This is a genomic window from uncultured Negativibacillus sp. (genome assembly GCF_944388365.1).
In the GTDB taxonomy this organism is placed as follows: Bacteria; Bacillota; Clostridia; order Oscillospirales; family Ruminococcaceae; genus Negativibacillus.
Genome location: NZ_CALXIN010000044.1, coordinates 1 through 14,800 on the forward strand (window position 1 = coordinate 1; position 14,800 = coordinate 14,800).

Sequence of the window (14,800 nt, forward strand, 5' to 3'; positions counted from 1 at the left end):
CTTTACCAAAAGAAAAAAGGACTGTCCACAAAAAAAGTGCTCGCTTCGCGCTGCTCTTACGGAAGATACTGATAACGTGAAAAGCACTGTATTTACTCTATCCTACGCTTTCTTTACCAAAAGAAAAAAGGACTGTCCACAAAAAAAGTGCTCGCTTCGCGCTGCTCTTACGGAAGATACTGATAACGCGAAAAGCACAGGATTGGCTCTATCCTACGCTTTCTTTACCAAAAGGAAAAGTGCTCGCTTCGCGATACTTTTGCGGAGGATTCTTCTAAATCGCAGCGGAGTTAACCACAGCTAACAAGTTCTCGATATTTTCATTGACATTGCAGTTAGTCTATGCTAAACTATCAGCAGATCAAAAGGTTAGCAGAAGCTAATTCAGAAGATCGGCTTTTCTATGAAAAACAGCAAATGAGGGAGGAACCATGATGCCATTAACATTTGCACCGGTTGGCAAACCTTCTGTCATCCGCAGAATCACCGGAAAGGATGAGGTTCGCCAGCATCTGGCGGAGCTGGGTTTTGTTGTGGGCGAGGAGGTCACCGTTGTATCGTCGATGGGCGGAAACCTCATCCTCAACATCAAGGGCAGCCGCATCGCGCTGGACGCTTCGATGGCACAGCGCATCATGCTTTAATAGATGCTATCAGCTAGGAGGGAAGAACGATGAAAACACTCAAGGATGTAAAGCCCGGGCAGACGGCAACGGTGCTCAAGCTGCACGGCGAAGGCGCTGTCAAGCGCAGGATCATGGACATGGGCATCACCAAGGGCGTCGAGGTCTTTGTGCGCAAGGTGGCGCCGCTGGGCGACCCGATCGAGGTCAATGTCCGCAGCTATGAGCTTTCGCTGCGCAAGGCAGACTGCGAACAGATCGAAGTTCAAGGTTAATACAACAACACCTGCTGCGTCCGCAAGGACGCATTTTCAGGCGGCACGAGTTAGCAACCACTAATTAAAATTCATGTGCATAGAAAAGAGGATGGACAATGGAGTACAAAATTGCGCTGGCTGGCAACCCCAACTGCGGAAAGACGACAATGTTCAACGACCTGACCGGCAGCAGCCAGTATGTCGGCAACTGGCCAGGCGTCACTGTGGAAAAAAAGGAAGGCAAGCTGAAGGTGGACAAAAAGGCGGTCATTCAGGACCTGCCTGGCATCTATTCGCTCTCGCCTTACACCCTCGAGGAGGTCGTCACCCGAAATTATCTGGTGACCCAGCACCCCGATTCGATGATTAACATTGTGGATGCGTCCAACCTGGAGCGCAACCTGTATCTCACCACCCAGCTGCTGGAAATCGGCGTTCCGATGGTGATTGCGCTGAATATGATGGACCTGGTCCGCAAAAACGGCGATAAAATCGACGTTCATCGCCTGTCCGAGGCATTGGGATGTCAGATCATCGAAACCAGCGCGCTCAAAGGCGAAGGCAGCGTCGAGGTCGCAAAGGCCGCGCTTTTGCTTGCTCAGCAGAAAGCCGCCGCACCAAAGCCGCTGAAATTCGATGCCAAGCTCGAGGAGATTCTCTCCCAGATTTCCCACCTGCTGACCGGCAGCTGCAATCCTGAGCATCTGCGCTGGTTTGCTGTCAAGGTATTCGAGCGGGATGAAAAGGTGCTCGAGCAGCTGCAGCTGTCCGAAGCTGTCGCCAAGCAGATCGAAGCACTCCGTCAGCAGGCGGAGGAAGCCTTTGACGACGATGTCGAAAGCATCATCACCCACGAACGTTATGCCGCTATTTCGGGCATTTTAAAGGGATGTTATCGCAAGCAGCAGGCAAAGCATCAGCTGACCACCAGCGATAAGATCGACAAGATTGTCACCAACCGTATCCTCGCGCTGCCTATCTTTGCGCTGGTAATGTTTGGTGTATACTACCTCTCCATCTCCACCGTAGGCACCATGATGACCGACTGGGTCAACGATGTTCTGTTCGGTGAGATCATTCCACCGGCCATCGAGAGCTGGCTGGTCGCTGCCAACGCTGCTCCATGGCTGCAGTCGCTGATCCTCAACGGCCTTGTCGCCGGTGTCGGCGCTGTACTGGGCTTCCTGCCGCAGATGATGGTGCTGTTTTTGCTGCTGGCTCTGCTGGAGGACTGCGGCTACATGGCGCGCATCGCCTTCATCATGGACCGTGTGTTCCGCCGCTTCGGTCTGTCGGGCAAATCCTTCATCCCGATGCTGATCGGTCTGGGCTGCGGCGTTCCTGCAGTACAGGCAAGCCGAACCATCGAAAATGACCGCGACCGCAAAATGACCATCATGACCACCACTTTCATTCCCTGCTCGGCGAAGCTGCCGATCATCGGACTGATCTCCGGTGCGCTGTTCCACGGCTCTGGCTGGGTGGCAACCTCCGCTTACTTTGTCGGCATCGCCGCCATCATTGTTTCCGGCATCATGCTCAAAAAGACAAGGCTGTTTGCCGGCGATCCTGCTCCGTTTGTCATGGAGCTTCCTGCTTACCACATTCCAAGCCTCAAAGGTGTCCTGCTGCACATGTGGGACCGCTCCAAAGCCTTTGTCCGCAAGGCCGGAACCGTCATCTTCCTCTCCTGCGTGCTTATCTGGTTCCTGTCCAGCTTTAATTTCAGCCTGCAGATGGTGGAAACCCCTGATTCGATGCTCGCTTCGATCGGCATGCTCATCGCACCGATCTTCGCTCCTCTTGGCTGGGGACACTGGGAGGCCGCTGTCGGCAGCTTTGCCGGTCTGGTCGCAAAGGAAAACCTGGTCAGCACCATGGGCATCCTCTATGGCTTTGCCGAGGTTGCCGAAAACGGCGACGAGATGTGGTCGATCTTCGCCCAGAACTTCACTGCCCTCTCCGCTTATTCCTTCCTTGTCTTTAACCTGCTGTGTGCGCCTTGCTTTGCAGCCATCGGTGCAATCCGTCGTGAGATGGGCAGCGGCAAATGGACCTGGATCGCTATCGGTTACCAGTGCATCTTCGCTTATATTGTTTCGCTGATGATCTATCAGCTGGGCACATGGTTTGTCACCGGCACCTTCCAGCTGGGTACTCTGGCAGGCATCATCCTGCTGGCTGTCATGGTATGGCTGCTGGTACGCCCAAACCCTGCAAATCACAAAAAGCTCAACAGCATGAAATCGGCAAAGACGATGGCATAACGCCATCTCTTTGCTGTGGAAAGGAGCCTCTGACACGATGATGAAACTGACCTCGGGAAAACTTCGTTACCTTTTGACCATTGCCTCGCTGGAAAAAAACAGCTCACGGGTGCGCTGCATCGACATCGCTGTCCAGCTGGGCATCTCCAGAGCCTCGGTCTGCAAGATGCTCTCCTCCCTGTGCAAGGAAGGACTGTTGGAACAATCGCCGGACAAATCGCTGCATATCACTCCAGCCGGCCATCAGCTTGCCCAGCAGTATGAGCAGCAATACCGTCAGCTTTGTCCCATCTTTCAGCAAATCGGCCTGAGCGAGTTTGACGCGCAGGAGTGTTCGATGGCTCTGCTTTCCCAGCTTTCGGAACAGACGCTCAAAAATGTCTGTGCCTGCTTTGAGCTTCACTGCTTTCCCCAGCTTTCCGCCTGAAAAGCGAAGCCAAGATGCAGAATGATTCTTCAAAAGATAAGATCGGATAAAAAAAAGAGGATGGACAAATTGTCCATCCTCTTTTTTAGGTTTCATCAATCCGCACTCAGTCGCTGCTGAATCTCAAAGGAATAGTGGCGGTATTCGTAGTACATTTCCATGTACTCAATGAGCTGACCATCTCGGGAATAAGCTCGTCTTTGTGCCAGCAGCACCGGACTTTGCTGGGAAACCTGAAGCCACTTTGCCACCTTCCGGCTGGCAGGAGCTGCCGAGATAATCTGTCGGCCGTTGCCCAACTCGATGTGCAGTTTGTTTTTGTAGATCTGGTAGATGGTACCTTTCTCCACATCCGCCTTGGTAAAAAACTTTCCAAAGGAAATCGGCAGATAAATGTCTGCATAGGCTGCCGGAGACTGCTCTACCGTATGCACACGCTCAATGTGCAAACACCGTTCACCCAATCCTGCCCGAACATCCTCGTCCAGACGCTTGGGAACCGGAATAAACTCGAAGGTTTTGACCTCCTGCTGGGAAAGAATGTGCTGCGAGGAAAGGATATTGCTGATGCCGGTCAAACTGTTGAGGGTATCCTGCGGAATATTATTTCGGACAAAGGTTCCCTTCCCTTGTTTCACGTCGACCAGCTGCTCATCCTCCAGAATCTTCATTGCCTTGCGTATGGTAATGAGGCTGACGCCGTAATTCTCCGCAAGCTGGGTGTGTGTTCCCAGGTTGCCATTTGCGTCATATTTTCCCGCGACAATATCTGCCTTCAGCGCATCTGCGATCTGCCGGTACATTGGTACACTTGAATTTTTATCAATCATATGTCACACGCTCTCTGATCATGTCCTGTGTTCTAACAAGAGGTGGCGCTTTCACCATGTGGGCAGCAACGCCAGATCGCTTGCAAGAATGTATATATTCATTATACGATGTAGTTCGCAGAAAAGTCAACAATCTGTCCCAATCTCTTGGTCAAATCCTCTCAGTGCTGCAGGCTTTGTTGTAATCCTTCCAAAAATTGAGACACCTGCTCCTCGGTCAGACAGAGCGGTGGTTTGAGCACCATCATCTGATCTCCCATCTTGCCAAACAGGAAATGTTTTTCTGTCATCTGTCTGCCGACCTCTTTGCCGGTCTGTGGGCTGTCAAATTCGATTGCCGCTGCAAGTCCCCAGACACGAAAACGCGAAATTCCGCTGTACTGGCGGCTAAGCTCCTCCAATCCTCTGCTCAGCCGCTGGGAAGCAGCACGGATACGGGACAGATAGTCCGGATCGCTCACCTCATCGAGCACAGCACAGGCTGCAGCACAGGCGACGCAGTCATCTCCTGTACCGCCGCTGACAGCACCAAGACAGCTGCTTTCTGGAACCTGGCGGGTCAGCAGCGCACTGATGTGCATACCGTTGCCCAATCCTTTGCCCAGCAGCAGCATATCCGGCTGGATCCCCAACTGCTGATAACAGTATAGGCTGCCGGTGCGTCCCAGACCGGCCTGAATCTCGTCCATAATCAGCAGGATGCCGTTCTTTCTGGCCCACTCCTGCAACCGCTGAAAATATCCTTCCGGTGGAATAACGATGCCTGCACCCTGATACGGCTCAATGATAACCGCTGCAATGTCCTGCGCCGACTCATAGCGCACCTTCTTTTCCAGAAAGTCCAGGCAGAAGAAATTGCAGCTTTCCGGTTTTTTGTCCAGCGGACAGTGCTGACAATCAGGATAAACACCATAAACCAGTCCTGGCGCCAGCGGTGCATAACCGGCTTTGCGCTTTGGCAGGCCGGACATCGACGCGCTCAGATAGGTTCGGCCGTGGATGCTGTTCCAAAAGGAGATAATCTCGCTTCTGCCGGTCAGTTTTTTTGCCAGGCGGACCGCCCACTCGACCGCTTCCGAACCGGAGGAGGTAAAGTGGACCGCCTCAAACAGATGGTCGGTTGTATCCATCAGCTGTTGGGTCAGCCGTTGTTTGTAATCTACTGCACTCGCTCTGCCGTTGGTGATTCCCTGCAGGGCTTCGGTGACCGTATCGGTAAAATGCTGATTGCCCTGTCCCAGAAACACACACATCTCATCCAGATCCAGATAGCGTTCTCCCTGACGGTCGATCAGAACCGCGCCTTCTCCTTTGACAAAGTCGTATTGTTTGGGGTGAACAACCGCTTCCAATAAATCATATTTTCCCATTGATTTGTTTTCCCCCTTACTCCTTGTCTTTTTGCTCATCTGGATTCCAACGGACAAACTCCTCGGTAAACAGCACCATCTTTCTCTTCATGTCCTCCAGAATCATTTTGTCTTTTTCTTCGGTAGCGAGGGTGCTGTTTCCGTTGCTGCCCTGTGGAGAGTTCATGCCGCCGCTGACATAAGCGACCGCCTTACCATCCTGAAAAATATTTTTAAACGGTGGCTTGCGGTACTCCTCGGTGGTGTGCTCCATCTTGACCAGATCCTTATGCAGATACAGCATGGTCGAAGTCTCCGATTCATCCGCATGACCGCCCTTTTTCTGCTGGCAGACCTTGCTTTCGATGTCGCTTGCAAGACCGTTGAGATCGGTCACCGCTACGGTGACATGATGATGATTATGCATGGTCTGTGCCAGAATCGACAGCGGAATATGGGTGGAGATGCCGCCGTCGATGATGAGAAACTTTCTAACGCCAAAACGGACAAAGCTCATCAGAATATCCTGTACATAATCCTCAAAATGATTTGCCTCGATGCTGACTGAACCTTTCCATTCCACAAACGCCGGAAAATATGCGTACGGCAGGGTCGGCAGGGTGATTACTTCGCACTCTTTTGTCAGTTCCTGTGCAAAGTATTCTGTCACATACCAGTCGGTTCCCATCGGAAGATGACTTCCGTGCTCCTTGCTTCCTCCGCCGATTGGCAGCACTATGACGCTGTTTTCATTGATTAACTCGCAGCACTGCGGATATGTCAAATCCTTGATAAATACGCCTTTCATCGCAAACTCCTCCTATTTTCTGCCTGTCTGCTTCCAGCAGTGGCAGGCAACATAATGACCTGGCCGAACTTCCTCCAGCTTCGGCGGTGTCTCTTTACAAATATCCTTTGCCAACGGACAGCGTGTGCAGAAACGGCAGCCCTTTGGTGCATTGATCGGGTTTGGAATCTCGCCTTCCAGCTTGATTCGTTTGGACGACCAGTTTTGATCGTCGATCTGCGGCACTGCAGAAAACAGCGCCTGTGTATATGGATGGATCGGGGACTTATCAATCTCATCGGCCTCACCCAACTCCGCTACCGCGCCCAGATACATAATGCAGATGCGGTCGGAAATATGGCGAACCATCGACAGGTCGTGCGAGATAAACAGATAGGTCAGTCCCAGTTCCTGCTGTAAATCCATCATCAGATTGATTACCTGCGCCTGAATCGAGCTGTCCAACGCAGCGATCGGTTCATCACAGACGATAAACTCCGGTTTTGTAGCCAGTGCGCGGGCAATTCCGATTCGCTGACGCTGTCCACCGGAAAGTTCATGTGGAAAGCGGGAGAGCATCTCCTTGGGCAGTCCTACACGTTCGAGCAGTCGGACAACCTCCTGTTGACGCTGCTGCGCACTCATCTGAAAATGAACCTTCATTCCTTCTTCGATGATGCTTCCAATCGACATACGCGGGTCCAGACAGGAATACGGGTCCTGAAAGATCATCTGGTTTTCCTTCTGAAACGACTTTTTCTGAGCCGAAGTCATGTGGTCAGTGCTCTGGTCTTTATAACGAATTTCGCCCGATGTCTTTGGGTAAATTCCCAGCACCGTTCTGCCGAGCGTTGTCTTTCCACAGCCGGACTCCCCGACCAGGCTGAGTGTCTCGCCTTTGTAAATCTTCAGCGAAATATCATCCACCGCCTTAACCACCCGTTTTTTGGAAGCCGGAAAATATTTGCACACATTGTTTAGTTCAAACAAGACTTGCTGACTCATTGAGCGCCTCCTCCTTTGCGTACGTCTTTGGGAGCCATCGGATGATTGAGCCAACAGTTGACCCGATGGCTGTCCGAAAAGCTGGTCTCCGTCGGAGCCTGTTTTTTGCAAACTGGCATGCAGTAGCGGCATCTTGCTGCAAACGGACAGCCCTCAATCGGCAAAAGCAGATTTGGCGGCGTTCCTTTCAGCGAGTAAAGTCGGCTCTTTCTGGGCTGGCTGCGGTTTGGAATCGAATCGAGCAGCGCCCAGGTATAGGGATGTTTCGGGTCCTTAAAGATTTCTTCCTTTGTTCCTCGTTCCACAATCTGACCGGCGTACATGACCTGAATGTAATCGGCAAAATCGGCAACGACGCCCAGATCGTGGGTAACCAGAATAACCGACATGCCCATCCGTTCGCGCAGGCTGCGCAGCAGGTCGATCAGCTGTGCCTGAATGGTAACATCCAGCGCGGTGGTCGGTTCATCCGCAATCAGCACCTCAGGATTGCACGACAGCGCCATTGCAATCATTACCCTCTGGCGCATACCGCCGGACATCTGATGCGGAAAGTTTTTCAGTCGTTCCTCTGGATTTGGAATTTCAACCAGCCGCAGCAGATCGCAGGCTTTCTTCATCGCTTCCTCCCGCGAAATCTTGTTGTGCAGGCGGATACATTCTGCAATCTGTTTTCCCACCCGCATGGTTGGGTTCAGAGAGGTCATCGAATCCTGAAAAATCATGCTGATTTTGCCGCCGCGAATCTCGCTGAGCTTGCGTTTGTTCAGATTCAAAAGCTCCTCATCATGGAACAAAATGCTCGAATCCTTCGAAATTTCTCCCGATGTTCTGCCAAACAAGCGGAGAATCGACTTTGCTGTGACCGTTTTGCCGCAGCCAGATTCTCCAACCATTGCCAAAGTCTGCTGTGGACCCAGAACAAAATCCACTCCACGAACTGCTTTGACGGTGCCGGCATAGCTCTTAAAGGAAACGTGCAGGTTTTTTACCTCCAGAATATTTCCCATACTCATCTTTTCTTCTTCCCCCTTATCTTCTCAGCTTTGGATCCAGTGCATCCCGCAATCCGTCACCGATCAGGGTAAAGCACAGCATGGTCAGTGCAATCAGTCCTGCCGGAATGATCAGCTGATACGGATAGAACAGGAAGTTAAGCGAAGCGGCCGAACACAGAGCGCCCCAGCTGGTGGCCGGCGGCTGAACACCCAGGCCAACATAGCTCAAAAATGCTTCGCCGAAGATAAATCCAGGTATACGGAAAGTGATATTTACAATAATGATACTCAATGTATTTGGGATAAAGTGTGTCATGATGCTGGTCAGCGGCTTAACGCCCATGACTTTGGCAGCCATGACATATTCCGAGCGGCTGATTTGCAGCATCTGGGAACGAACCAGACGTGCTACCGGACACCATCCTGTGATACACATTGCAAACAGCAAGGTACCGACGCTGCTGCTGTCCAGTACAATCGACATCATGATAACAACCAGAAGGTGCGGAACGCTGCTCAGGATTTCGACCACACGCATCATCAGGTTGTCCACACGACCGCCAAAATAAGCGGAAACACCGCCATAGATACAGCCCACCAGGGCAACGATCAGCGAACCGAGCAAACCGATGATGATGGAAACACGTCCGCCTTCCCAGACACGGGAGAACAGATCGCGCCCCAGCTGATCGGTTCCAAACCAATAGGTTGCGCTTGGCCAGAGGTTACGTTGGCTTAAATCCACCACTTCCATATCGTATGGGCTCATGAGAGGTCCGACAATGGTCATCACCACAATCAGCAGCAGAACTACCGCGGATACCAGAGCCACCTTATTGCTTTTAAAACGCCGGAAAGAGTGCTGCCAATAGGTCAGAGAAACCGGTGGCATCTGCTCAGTGGCAGCATCATCACAACCAATGATGACAAAGTCTTCCTGGCATGGAACATAGCTTTTTGTGTTTTCCATTCCGATCCTCCTTAGTTTTTCTCTGCCAGACGGATGCGAGGGTCCAGAACCCCAAGCAAAATATCCGTAACCAGTACCGACAAAATATAGATGCCGGTAAAGATAATATTCAATCCTAAGATCATCGAGTAATCACGATCGTTGATCGCACTGATAAAATAGGTGCCCAGTCCTGGGATTGCAAAGATCTTTTCGACGATGAACGAACCGGAAAAGATGCTTGCTACGCTGGTACACAGCACTGTCAGACAAGGCAAAAATGAATTTCGGAAGATGTGGAACATCACGATGCGAGGTGTTCTTGCACCTTTTGCCTCAGCTGTCAGCACGTAGTCCTGACTGGTGGTGTCCAATACGCTGGAGCGCATATATCGGGCGTAGGTTGCCAGCGGTCCCACGCACATACAAGCCACCGGCAATACCATGTGCTCGGCGCCTCCCCAGCCGGTCGTCGGAAAAATCGGACAGACCACCGTAAATACATACTGCAATAGTGACGCCGTTACAAAGGTTGGGATGGTTGTTCCCAACAGCGCCAAAATCATAATCACACGGTCCGAAAACCGGTTGCGGTTGAGCGCTGCGATAATGCCCAGAATGGTACCAACGGTAAAACCAATCGCCAGTGCAATACCGCCGATCTGTGCGGAAACTGGTGCAAAGGACGATGCAATCTCCGCTACCTTTCGTCCAGGGTATCGAAGCGAAGAACCCAGGTCACCCTGGAGAAGCTGTTTCATAAAGCGGATATATTGTACAATCTTTGGTTGATCAAAGCCATATTGTTCCAGATAAAGCTCTCTGGTTTCCTCCGGCAAATCCTGTACCATGGCGCTGACAGGGTCGCCCGGGATGCTGTGGACCAGAAAAAAGGTGATCGTCGTTACAATCCACAGAACCAGAATCATATAGAACACGCGCTTAATAATAAACCGTGCCATTCATTCCCCTCCATTTCCTTCCTTTTCCTTTAAAAAATCTGCCTGCGAAGATCATTCGCAGGCAGATCCTCTCTTTTCCAAAACAGTTGTCTCTTAGAATCGTTGTTTATTCTCTGCCAACGGTATAGATTGTCTGCATTCCCATGGTGTCAAATGGATTGTTGTCCAGTCCCTGAACATATGGGTAGGAGAATCTCAGCGAACCATTGTAGCATACCGGAGCGATTGCCGCCTCGGTAATCAGCATATTCTCAGCCTGTGCATACAGATCCAGACGTTCCTGTTCATCCTCGGTGGTTGCTGCTGTGTTGACCAGTTCGCGATATTCTTCATTGACCCACTTGGACTGGCCGCCGCTCTCGCTGCTCCATCTGGACAGCATAAACTGTGGTTCTACGTTTGCGCCCCAGTTGGTCATTGCCATCTGATAGTTGCCGCCTTAGATGTTTCTGATTTATGCGTTTGCTTCATCACTGATTGGATGTTCCTTAAACCATGCAACATTATTTTTAAAGAAGCCAGTCCCTTTTAGGGGGTGTCCGAATCCCTCATACAGGTCCAGACGGTGTTCCTTGCCGTACTGCTCCAATTTGCTGTCCATCTCTTTTGCCTGACAGACATCCACTCTCCAGTCGGCTGTTCCGTGCGAAATCAGAATCGGCGGCATTATCTTATCCGCCCAGCAGACTGCCGAACGCTTTTTATATTCCTCCGGCAGCTGTTCAGGAGTTCCTCCTACCAGTTCATGGAATACCTGCTTCATCTCGTCCTCACGCTTATGATACATATCCACACAGTCCGCCACACCGGAGCTGACCGCTGCCGCTACGATTCTCTTGTCGATGGCACAGCAGCGATAGGTCATCATTCCGCCGCGGGAATGTCCTGCCATATACACGCCGCCTTTCTTTGCACGAGGCAGCTGCAGCGCAATGTCGATCAGATGAAGTACATCATTGACATCCTCACCGCCAAATTGTTCCTGGCCAGTACCTCCTCCGTTGCCGCGGTACTGGCTGCCCAGTGCCAGAAATCCCTGACCGGCATACCGGCAGATTACCTCCGGCTGAAGCAGCGAAAATTCCCGATTTCCTCCACGGTTAAAGATGACAACCGGAAGTTTTTCTTCCATTGTTGTCGGCTCTGCAGCATATCCATACACCTGACAGCCGTCCGACTCGTAACAGAACTTGACCAGATTTACCTTGCCCTCATATCCTTCCGGCGGTGTCTGTTCCTCCACGTGAAGAACCTTTGTACAGTTCTCCAATGCTTCCTTCATACTCATATCTTCCTCCTTCGTCCTCCATAACATTATATAGTTTTATATAAACTTATATAATATTATATCATGTTTCAATAATAGCACCCCAAAAAGCCGATGTCAATTATTTATGAGTTTTTTCCTCTAAAATACACATTTTTTGTAAAACTAAAATAAATCAAATATCCAATAAACATAATAATCACCAAGTTCTCTTGTAAATTGACACGGCAGCAGGTAGTATTTCTGTATAAAACTAATAAAGACTTTTGACGGAATTCGATATCTTGGCGGCGTCAGGATCGCATTCAGGCAAAAAGAAAACCACCCTCGACATCCTAACGGATGTCGAGGGTGGTTAAAACTTTACTATTACAATTCAAACGAGACAGTGATCTGTTTGCGTCTCCAGTATCCAGACATGGAGTAGTACGGATCTTCGGTCACATCCTTCAGCAGAAACGGCGGCATCACAAAGGCGTTTGCCTCCTCCACGCTGTCAAACTCGACCTCTGCATAGGCAAAGCGGTTATCCACGAGGCTGCATTCCAGCAGGTGACCATCCTCCAGCTCAAAGACGCGGTAATCTTTGAAGATCATTGGGATCGGCAGCAGGGATTTGAGCGCCTCAAACTCCTGTTCGGTCAGCTCTTTTTCGATTTCCTGACGAGCCAGTTTTCCTTTTCCCTTGATGCAGAGAATATAGTCGGTATCACCGTCCGAAAACTGACGGGTTCGGATGCGCACAACCGGTGTGGCTGCACTCAGATAACCCTGCCAGCTCTGGGCCTGACGGACCAGCGGCAGATGCAGGGAATTGATCTGGTCCCAGTCGATCAGAAATTTACGCTCAATCTCCATGTCAACGCTCCCCTTCCAGATAAGTGTCGTAAATTGTTAGATGTTGATGGTGCGGTCAACTTCCAGCAGGTTTGGATCGAGACCTTTTTTCATTGTCAGCGCTTCCAGAATGTCAAAATCGGTGATTCTGTCCTCCTTCTGGATGACAACACGGTTGCCGATGCCTTTCTCCAGCAGATCAACGGCATAGCAGCCCATCTGGCTAGCGACAATACGGTCACGCGCTGTCGGACTGCCGCCGCGCTGGATGTGACCCAGAACGGTTGCACGGGATTCAACGCCGGTCTTTTCCTCAATGTATCTTGCCAGGTGATGAACGTCGGTGATTCCCTCCGAAACAATGATGATAAAGTTGTGCTTACCGGTGCGCAGAGTGCTGATCATCTTTCCGATGATGTCGCGGTCTACATCAAAGCCGATCTCATTGACCCAGCAGGCAGTACCGCCGCAGGCTACGCTTGCGTACAGCGCCAGATGTCCTGCACCATGGCCCATGACTTCAACGATGGAGCAGCGGTCGTGCGACTCGGAAGTGTCGCGCAGACGGTCGATTGCCTCTACAGCAGTATTGAGCGCTGTATCAAAACCGATGGTATAATCGGTGCAGGCGATATCGTTGTCGATGGTGCCAGGAATGCCGATACATGGAATTCCCTTGAGCGACAGCGCACGGGCACCCATAAAGGAACCGTCGCCGCCGATGATCACCAGACCGTCGATGCCCAGCTCCTTGCAGACACCAACTGCCTGCATCTGGCCTTCCTCGGTCTTAAATTCGTTGCAGCGTGCGGTCAGCAGCATGGTGCCGCCGCGATGCAGAACATTGGAAACCGAACGCAGATTCATCTCGGACATATCGCCGTTGATCAGTCCGTTGTATCCTCGGCGGATACCCATGACCTGCATTCCTTTTTTGAGTCCAGAACGAACAACTGCACGTACTGCCGCGTTCATTCCTGGCGCGTCACCGCCGCTGGTCAGTACTCCAATGACTTTCTGGCCTTTTTCGTTCATAAAAAAATCCTCCATTCATAAGCGGCTATCTTGCAAACAGCCACTCGTACACAGCTAACAAATGGTCGGAACCCTTTTCCCAAAAGTTCCTTGCTTACCGGTGTATACCTTCTGCTTGTTAATTATAAGACATTTCTCCCATACGCACAAGAGTGTTTCCAGAAAATAATCGCCAAATTATGACAACAAAAGAATGATTATTTCCACCTTTCCGATAAAGCCATTCGTTAAAGTGCTGTTTTTCCATGGTGGAATATCATCTTCTGTACAAAGAACAGCTTCTACTTCTTTTCTGGGACAACCATCGCCACATTTTCCTCTCCCAACAGTCTGGCAAGCTGGAAGTAGAGCGGCTCATTAAAGGTGATCCACATTCTCTGCGGCGCACACACCAGCTTGCCGCTGTCCAGGAAGAAGAAGTAGACCGGCATCTCTCCTTCAAAGATGTCCAGATACTGCTCTGCCTTTAAAAACTCGCGGCTGTCGCGGGAACTTACCCGCAGATAAAGTCCCGGACGCTTGCCTGTTTTGCTGCGGATGGTTCGCTCCTTGGTTTCCTGTGGTTTTGGCGCCGGATTTGCAGCGGCCGGCATCGGCGCACTGCCCTCTTGTCCGAGCATCTGCTGCGGCGAAGCCACCATCCGGCAGACCAGCTTGGCTTCCTCGTCCTCGCGCAGGCTCAGCCTTGCTTCGATGTACAGCACTTGATTTTCCTCGATGAGGTAGCGGTACTGCTCGTAGGTCTGCGGAAAGACCAGCATCTCCATCGAACCGCTGGTGTCCTCGACGGTGACAAAGGACATATAGCCGCGGCGCTTTAAAATCTTGGTCTTTTTGGCGGTGACGATGCTCAGCACCCGCACAATATCTCCGTCGTGGTATTTGCGCTGCTCCAGCATCTGTGCATTTGTGTCCTCGCTGTCTCCCCGCAGCTCCTCCAGCTCGACGGTGTGCAGCTGCTGGGCGATACTGCGGTATTGTGCCAGCGGATGGCCGGAGACATACAGTCCGGTGACCTCCTTCTCCATTGCCAGCTTAATATCCGGCGGATATTCCTCCTTGTGCGGCAGCTCGAAGTGATGTTGTTCATGGGTCAGTTCCGGCACGTCAAACAGGTTGAGCTGGCCTTCCAGGTTGTTCTTGTGGCGGTCGTCGATGTCGCTCATCAGCGCCGGATAGCCCTCCAACAGCTCCCGTCGGTTGTGAC

17 protein-coding genes are annotated in these 14,800 nt (G+C 51.3%); 5 read left to right on the forward strand and 12 right to left on the reverse strand.

Annotated features, from left to right (window positions below; translation table 11 throughout):
* From Q0L39_RS07130 to Q0L39_RS07150, 5 genes are all read left to right on the forward strand, one after another.
* On the forward strand, nucleotides 1-304 hold a 304-nt coding region (locus Q0L39_RS07130), incomplete at its 5' end, for a hypothetical protein (protein ID WP_296627907.1).
* A gap of 127 nt (nucleotides 305-431) precedes the next feature.
* Nucleotides 432-644 (forward strand): FeoA family protein, encoded by a 213-nt coding sequence (locus Q0L39_RS07135; protein ID WP_296627909.1) that lies wholly within the window; start codon nucleotides 432-434, stop codon nucleotides 642-644.
* Nucleotides 645-673: 29 nt separating this feature from the next.
* On the forward strand, nucleotides 674-898 hold the full coding sequence (locus Q0L39_RS07140; RefSeq protein ID WP_296627910.1) for a ferrous iron transport protein A: 225 nt from the start codon (nucleotides 674-676) through the stop codon (nucleotides 896-898).
* A 98-nt stretch (nucleotides 899-996) separates the two neighbouring features.
* Nucleotides 997-3,147: a ferrous iron transport protein B gene (gene feoB, locus Q0L39_RS07145; RefSeq protein ID WP_296627912.1), complete on the forward strand. Its 2,151-nt coding sequence runs from the start codon at nucleotides 997-999 to the stop codon at nucleotides 3,145-3,147.
* Between the two features lie 37 nt (nucleotides 3,148-3,184).
* A complete protein-coding gene (locus Q0L39_RS07150; RefSeq protein WP_296627913.1) occupies nucleotides 3,185-3,574 on the forward strand; it encodes a helix-turn-helix domain-containing protein in 390 nt (129 codons plus the stop codon).
* A gap of 95 nt (nucleotides 3,575-3,669) precedes the next feature.
* Here the strand turns inward: Q0L39_RS07150 and Q0L39_RS07155 are convergent, their stop codons facing one another.
* The 12 genes from Q0L39_RS07155 to Q0L39_RS07210 all read right to left on the reverse strand — a co-directional run.
* Nucleotides 3,670-4,404 carry a GntR family transcriptional regulator gene (locus Q0L39_RS07155; RefSeq protein ID WP_296627915.1) on the reverse strand — a complete coding sequence of 245 codons (735 nt, stop codon included), beginning with the start codon at nucleotides 4,402-4,404 and terminating at the stop codon, nucleotides 3,670-3,672.
* 161 nt (nucleotides 4,405-4,565) lie between these two features.
* Nucleotides 4,566-5,774 (reverse strand): aminotransferase class III-fold pyridoxal phosphate-dependent enzyme, encoded by a 1,209-nt coding sequence (locus Q0L39_RS07160; RefSeq protein WP_296627917.1) that lies wholly within the window; start codon nucleotides 5,772-5,774, stop codon nucleotides 4,566-4,568.
* Nucleotides 5,775-5,790: 16 nt separating this feature from the next.
* Nucleotides 5,791-6,561, reverse strand: a complete 771-nt coding sequence (locus tag Q0L39_RS07165; protein WP_296627919.1) for a creatininase family protein — start codon at nucleotides 6,559-6,561, stop codon at nucleotides 5,791-5,793.
* Nucleotides 6,562-6,573: 12 nt separating this feature from the next.
* Complete coding sequence (locus tag Q0L39_RS07170; protein WP_296627921.1) at nucleotides 6,574-7,545, reverse strand: ABC transporter ATP-binding protein; 972 nt, start codon at nucleotides 7,543-7,545, stop codon at nucleotides 6,574-6,576.
* Nucleotides 7,542-8,555, reverse strand: a complete 1,014-nt coding sequence (locus Q0L39_RS07175) for an ABC transporter ATP-binding protein (RefSeq protein WP_296627931.1) — start codon at nucleotides 8,553-8,555, stop codon at nucleotides 7,542-7,544. The genes Q0L39_RS07170 and Q0L39_RS07175 overlap by 4 nt, the downstream gene beginning before the upstream one ends.
* 22 nt (nucleotides 8,556-8,577) lie before the next feature.
* On the reverse strand, nucleotides 8,578-9,513 hold the full coding sequence (locus Q0L39_RS07180; RefSeq protein WP_296627923.1) for an ABC transporter permease: 936 nt from the start codon (nucleotides 9,511-9,513) through the stop codon (nucleotides 8,578-8,580).
* Between the two features lie 11 nt (nucleotides 9,514-9,524).
* On the reverse strand, nucleotides 9,525-10,454 hold the full coding sequence (locus tag Q0L39_RS07185) for an ABC transporter permease (protein WP_296627924.1): 930 nt from the start codon (nucleotides 10,452-10,454) through the stop codon (nucleotides 9,525-9,527).
* A gap of 106 nt (nucleotides 10,455-10,560) precedes the next feature.
* Complete coding sequence (locus Q0L39_RS07190) at nucleotides 10,561-10,878, reverse strand: hypothetical protein (RefSeq protein ID WP_296627925.1); 318 nt, start codon at nucleotides 10,876-10,878, stop codon at nucleotides 10,561-10,563.
* A gap of 30 nt (nucleotides 10,879-10,908) precedes the next feature.
* A complete protein-coding gene (locus Q0L39_RS07195) occupies nucleotides 10,909-11,742 on the reverse strand; it encodes a prolyl oligopeptidase family serine peptidase (protein ID WP_296627927.1) in 834 nt (277 codons plus the stop codon).
* A gap of 348 nt (nucleotides 11,743-12,090) precedes the next feature.
* The gene (locus tag Q0L39_RS07200; RefSeq protein ID WP_296627928.1) at nucleotides 12,091-12,579 is read right to left on the reverse strand and encodes a hypothetical protein; all 489 of its coding nucleotides are present in this window, start codon (nucleotides 12,577-12,579) and stop codon (nucleotides 12,091-12,093) included.
* Between the two features lie 36 nt (nucleotides 12,580-12,615).
* The gene (pfkA, locus tag Q0L39_RS07205; protein WP_296627930.1) at nucleotides 12,616-13,593 is read right to left on the reverse strand and encodes a 6-phosphofructokinase; all 978 of its coding nucleotides are present in this window, start codon (nucleotides 13,591-13,593) and stop codon (nucleotides 12,616-12,618) included.
* Nucleotides 13,594-13,874: 281 nt separating this feature from the next.
* Nucleotides 13,875-14,800 (reverse strand): OB-fold nucleic acid binding domain-containing protein (locus Q0L39_RS07210; protein ID WP_366916349.1); only part of this gene is annotated, 926 nt, incomplete at its 5' end.

Coding starts and splice junctions, on each gene's coding strand:
- Q0L39_RS07160 (WP_296627917.1), bottom strand. CDS start 5,774: ATGGGAAAATATGATTTATTGGAAGCGGTTGTTCACCCCAAACAATAC.
- Q0L39_RS07165 (WP_296627919.1), bottom strand. CDS start 6,561: ATGAAAGGCGTATTTATCAAGGATTTGACATATCCGCAGTGCTGCGAG.
- Q0L39_RS07185 (WP_296627924.1), bottom strand. CDS start 10,454: ATGGCACGGTTTATTATTAAGCGCGTGTTCTATATGATTCTGGTTCTG.
- feoB (WP_296627912.1), top strand. CDS start 997: ATGGAGTACAAAATTGCGCTGGCTGGCAACCCCAACTGCGGAAAGACG.
- Q0L39_RS07175 (WP_296627931.1), bottom strand. CDS start 8,555: ATGGGAAATATTCTGGAGGTAAAAAACCTGCACGTTTCCTTTAAGAGC.
- Q0L39_RS07135 (WP_296627909.1), top strand. CDS start 432: ATGATGCCATTAACATTTGCACCGGTTGGCAAACCTTCTGTCATCCGC.
- Q0L39_RS07200 (WP_296627928.1), bottom strand. CDS start 12,579: ATGGAGATTGAGCGTAAATTTCTGATCGACTGGGACCAGATCAATTCC.
- Q0L39_RS07190 (WP_296627925.1), bottom strand. CDS start 10,878: ATGGCAATGACCAACTGGGGCGCAAACGTAGAACCACAGTTTATGCTG.
- Q0L39_RS07170 (WP_296627921.1), bottom strand. CDS start 7,545: ATGAGTCAGCAAGTCTTGTTTGAACTAAACAATGTGTGCAAATATTTT.
- Q0L39_RS07155 (WP_296627915.1), bottom strand. CDS start 4,404: ATGATTGATAAAAATTCAAGTGTACCAATGTACCGGCAGATCGCAGAT.
- pfkA (WP_296627930.1), bottom strand. CDS start 13,593: ATGAACGAAAAAGGCCAGAAAGTCATTGGAGTACTGACCAGCGGCGGT.
- Q0L39_RS07180 (WP_296627923.1), bottom strand. CDS start 9,513: ATGGAAAACACAAAAAGCTATGTTCCATGCCAGGAAGACTTTGTCATC.
- Q0L39_RS07140 (WP_296627910.1), top strand. CDS start 674: ATGAAAACACTCAAGGATGTAAAGCCCGGGCAGACGGCAACGGTGCTC.
- Q0L39_RS07195 (WP_296627927.1), bottom strand. CDS start 11,742: ATGAGTATGAAGGAAGCATTGGAGAACTGTACAAAGGTTCTTCACGTG.
- Q0L39_RS07150 (WP_296627913.1), top strand. CDS start 3,185: ATGATGAAACTGACCTCGGGAAAACTTCGTTACCTTTTGACCATTGCC.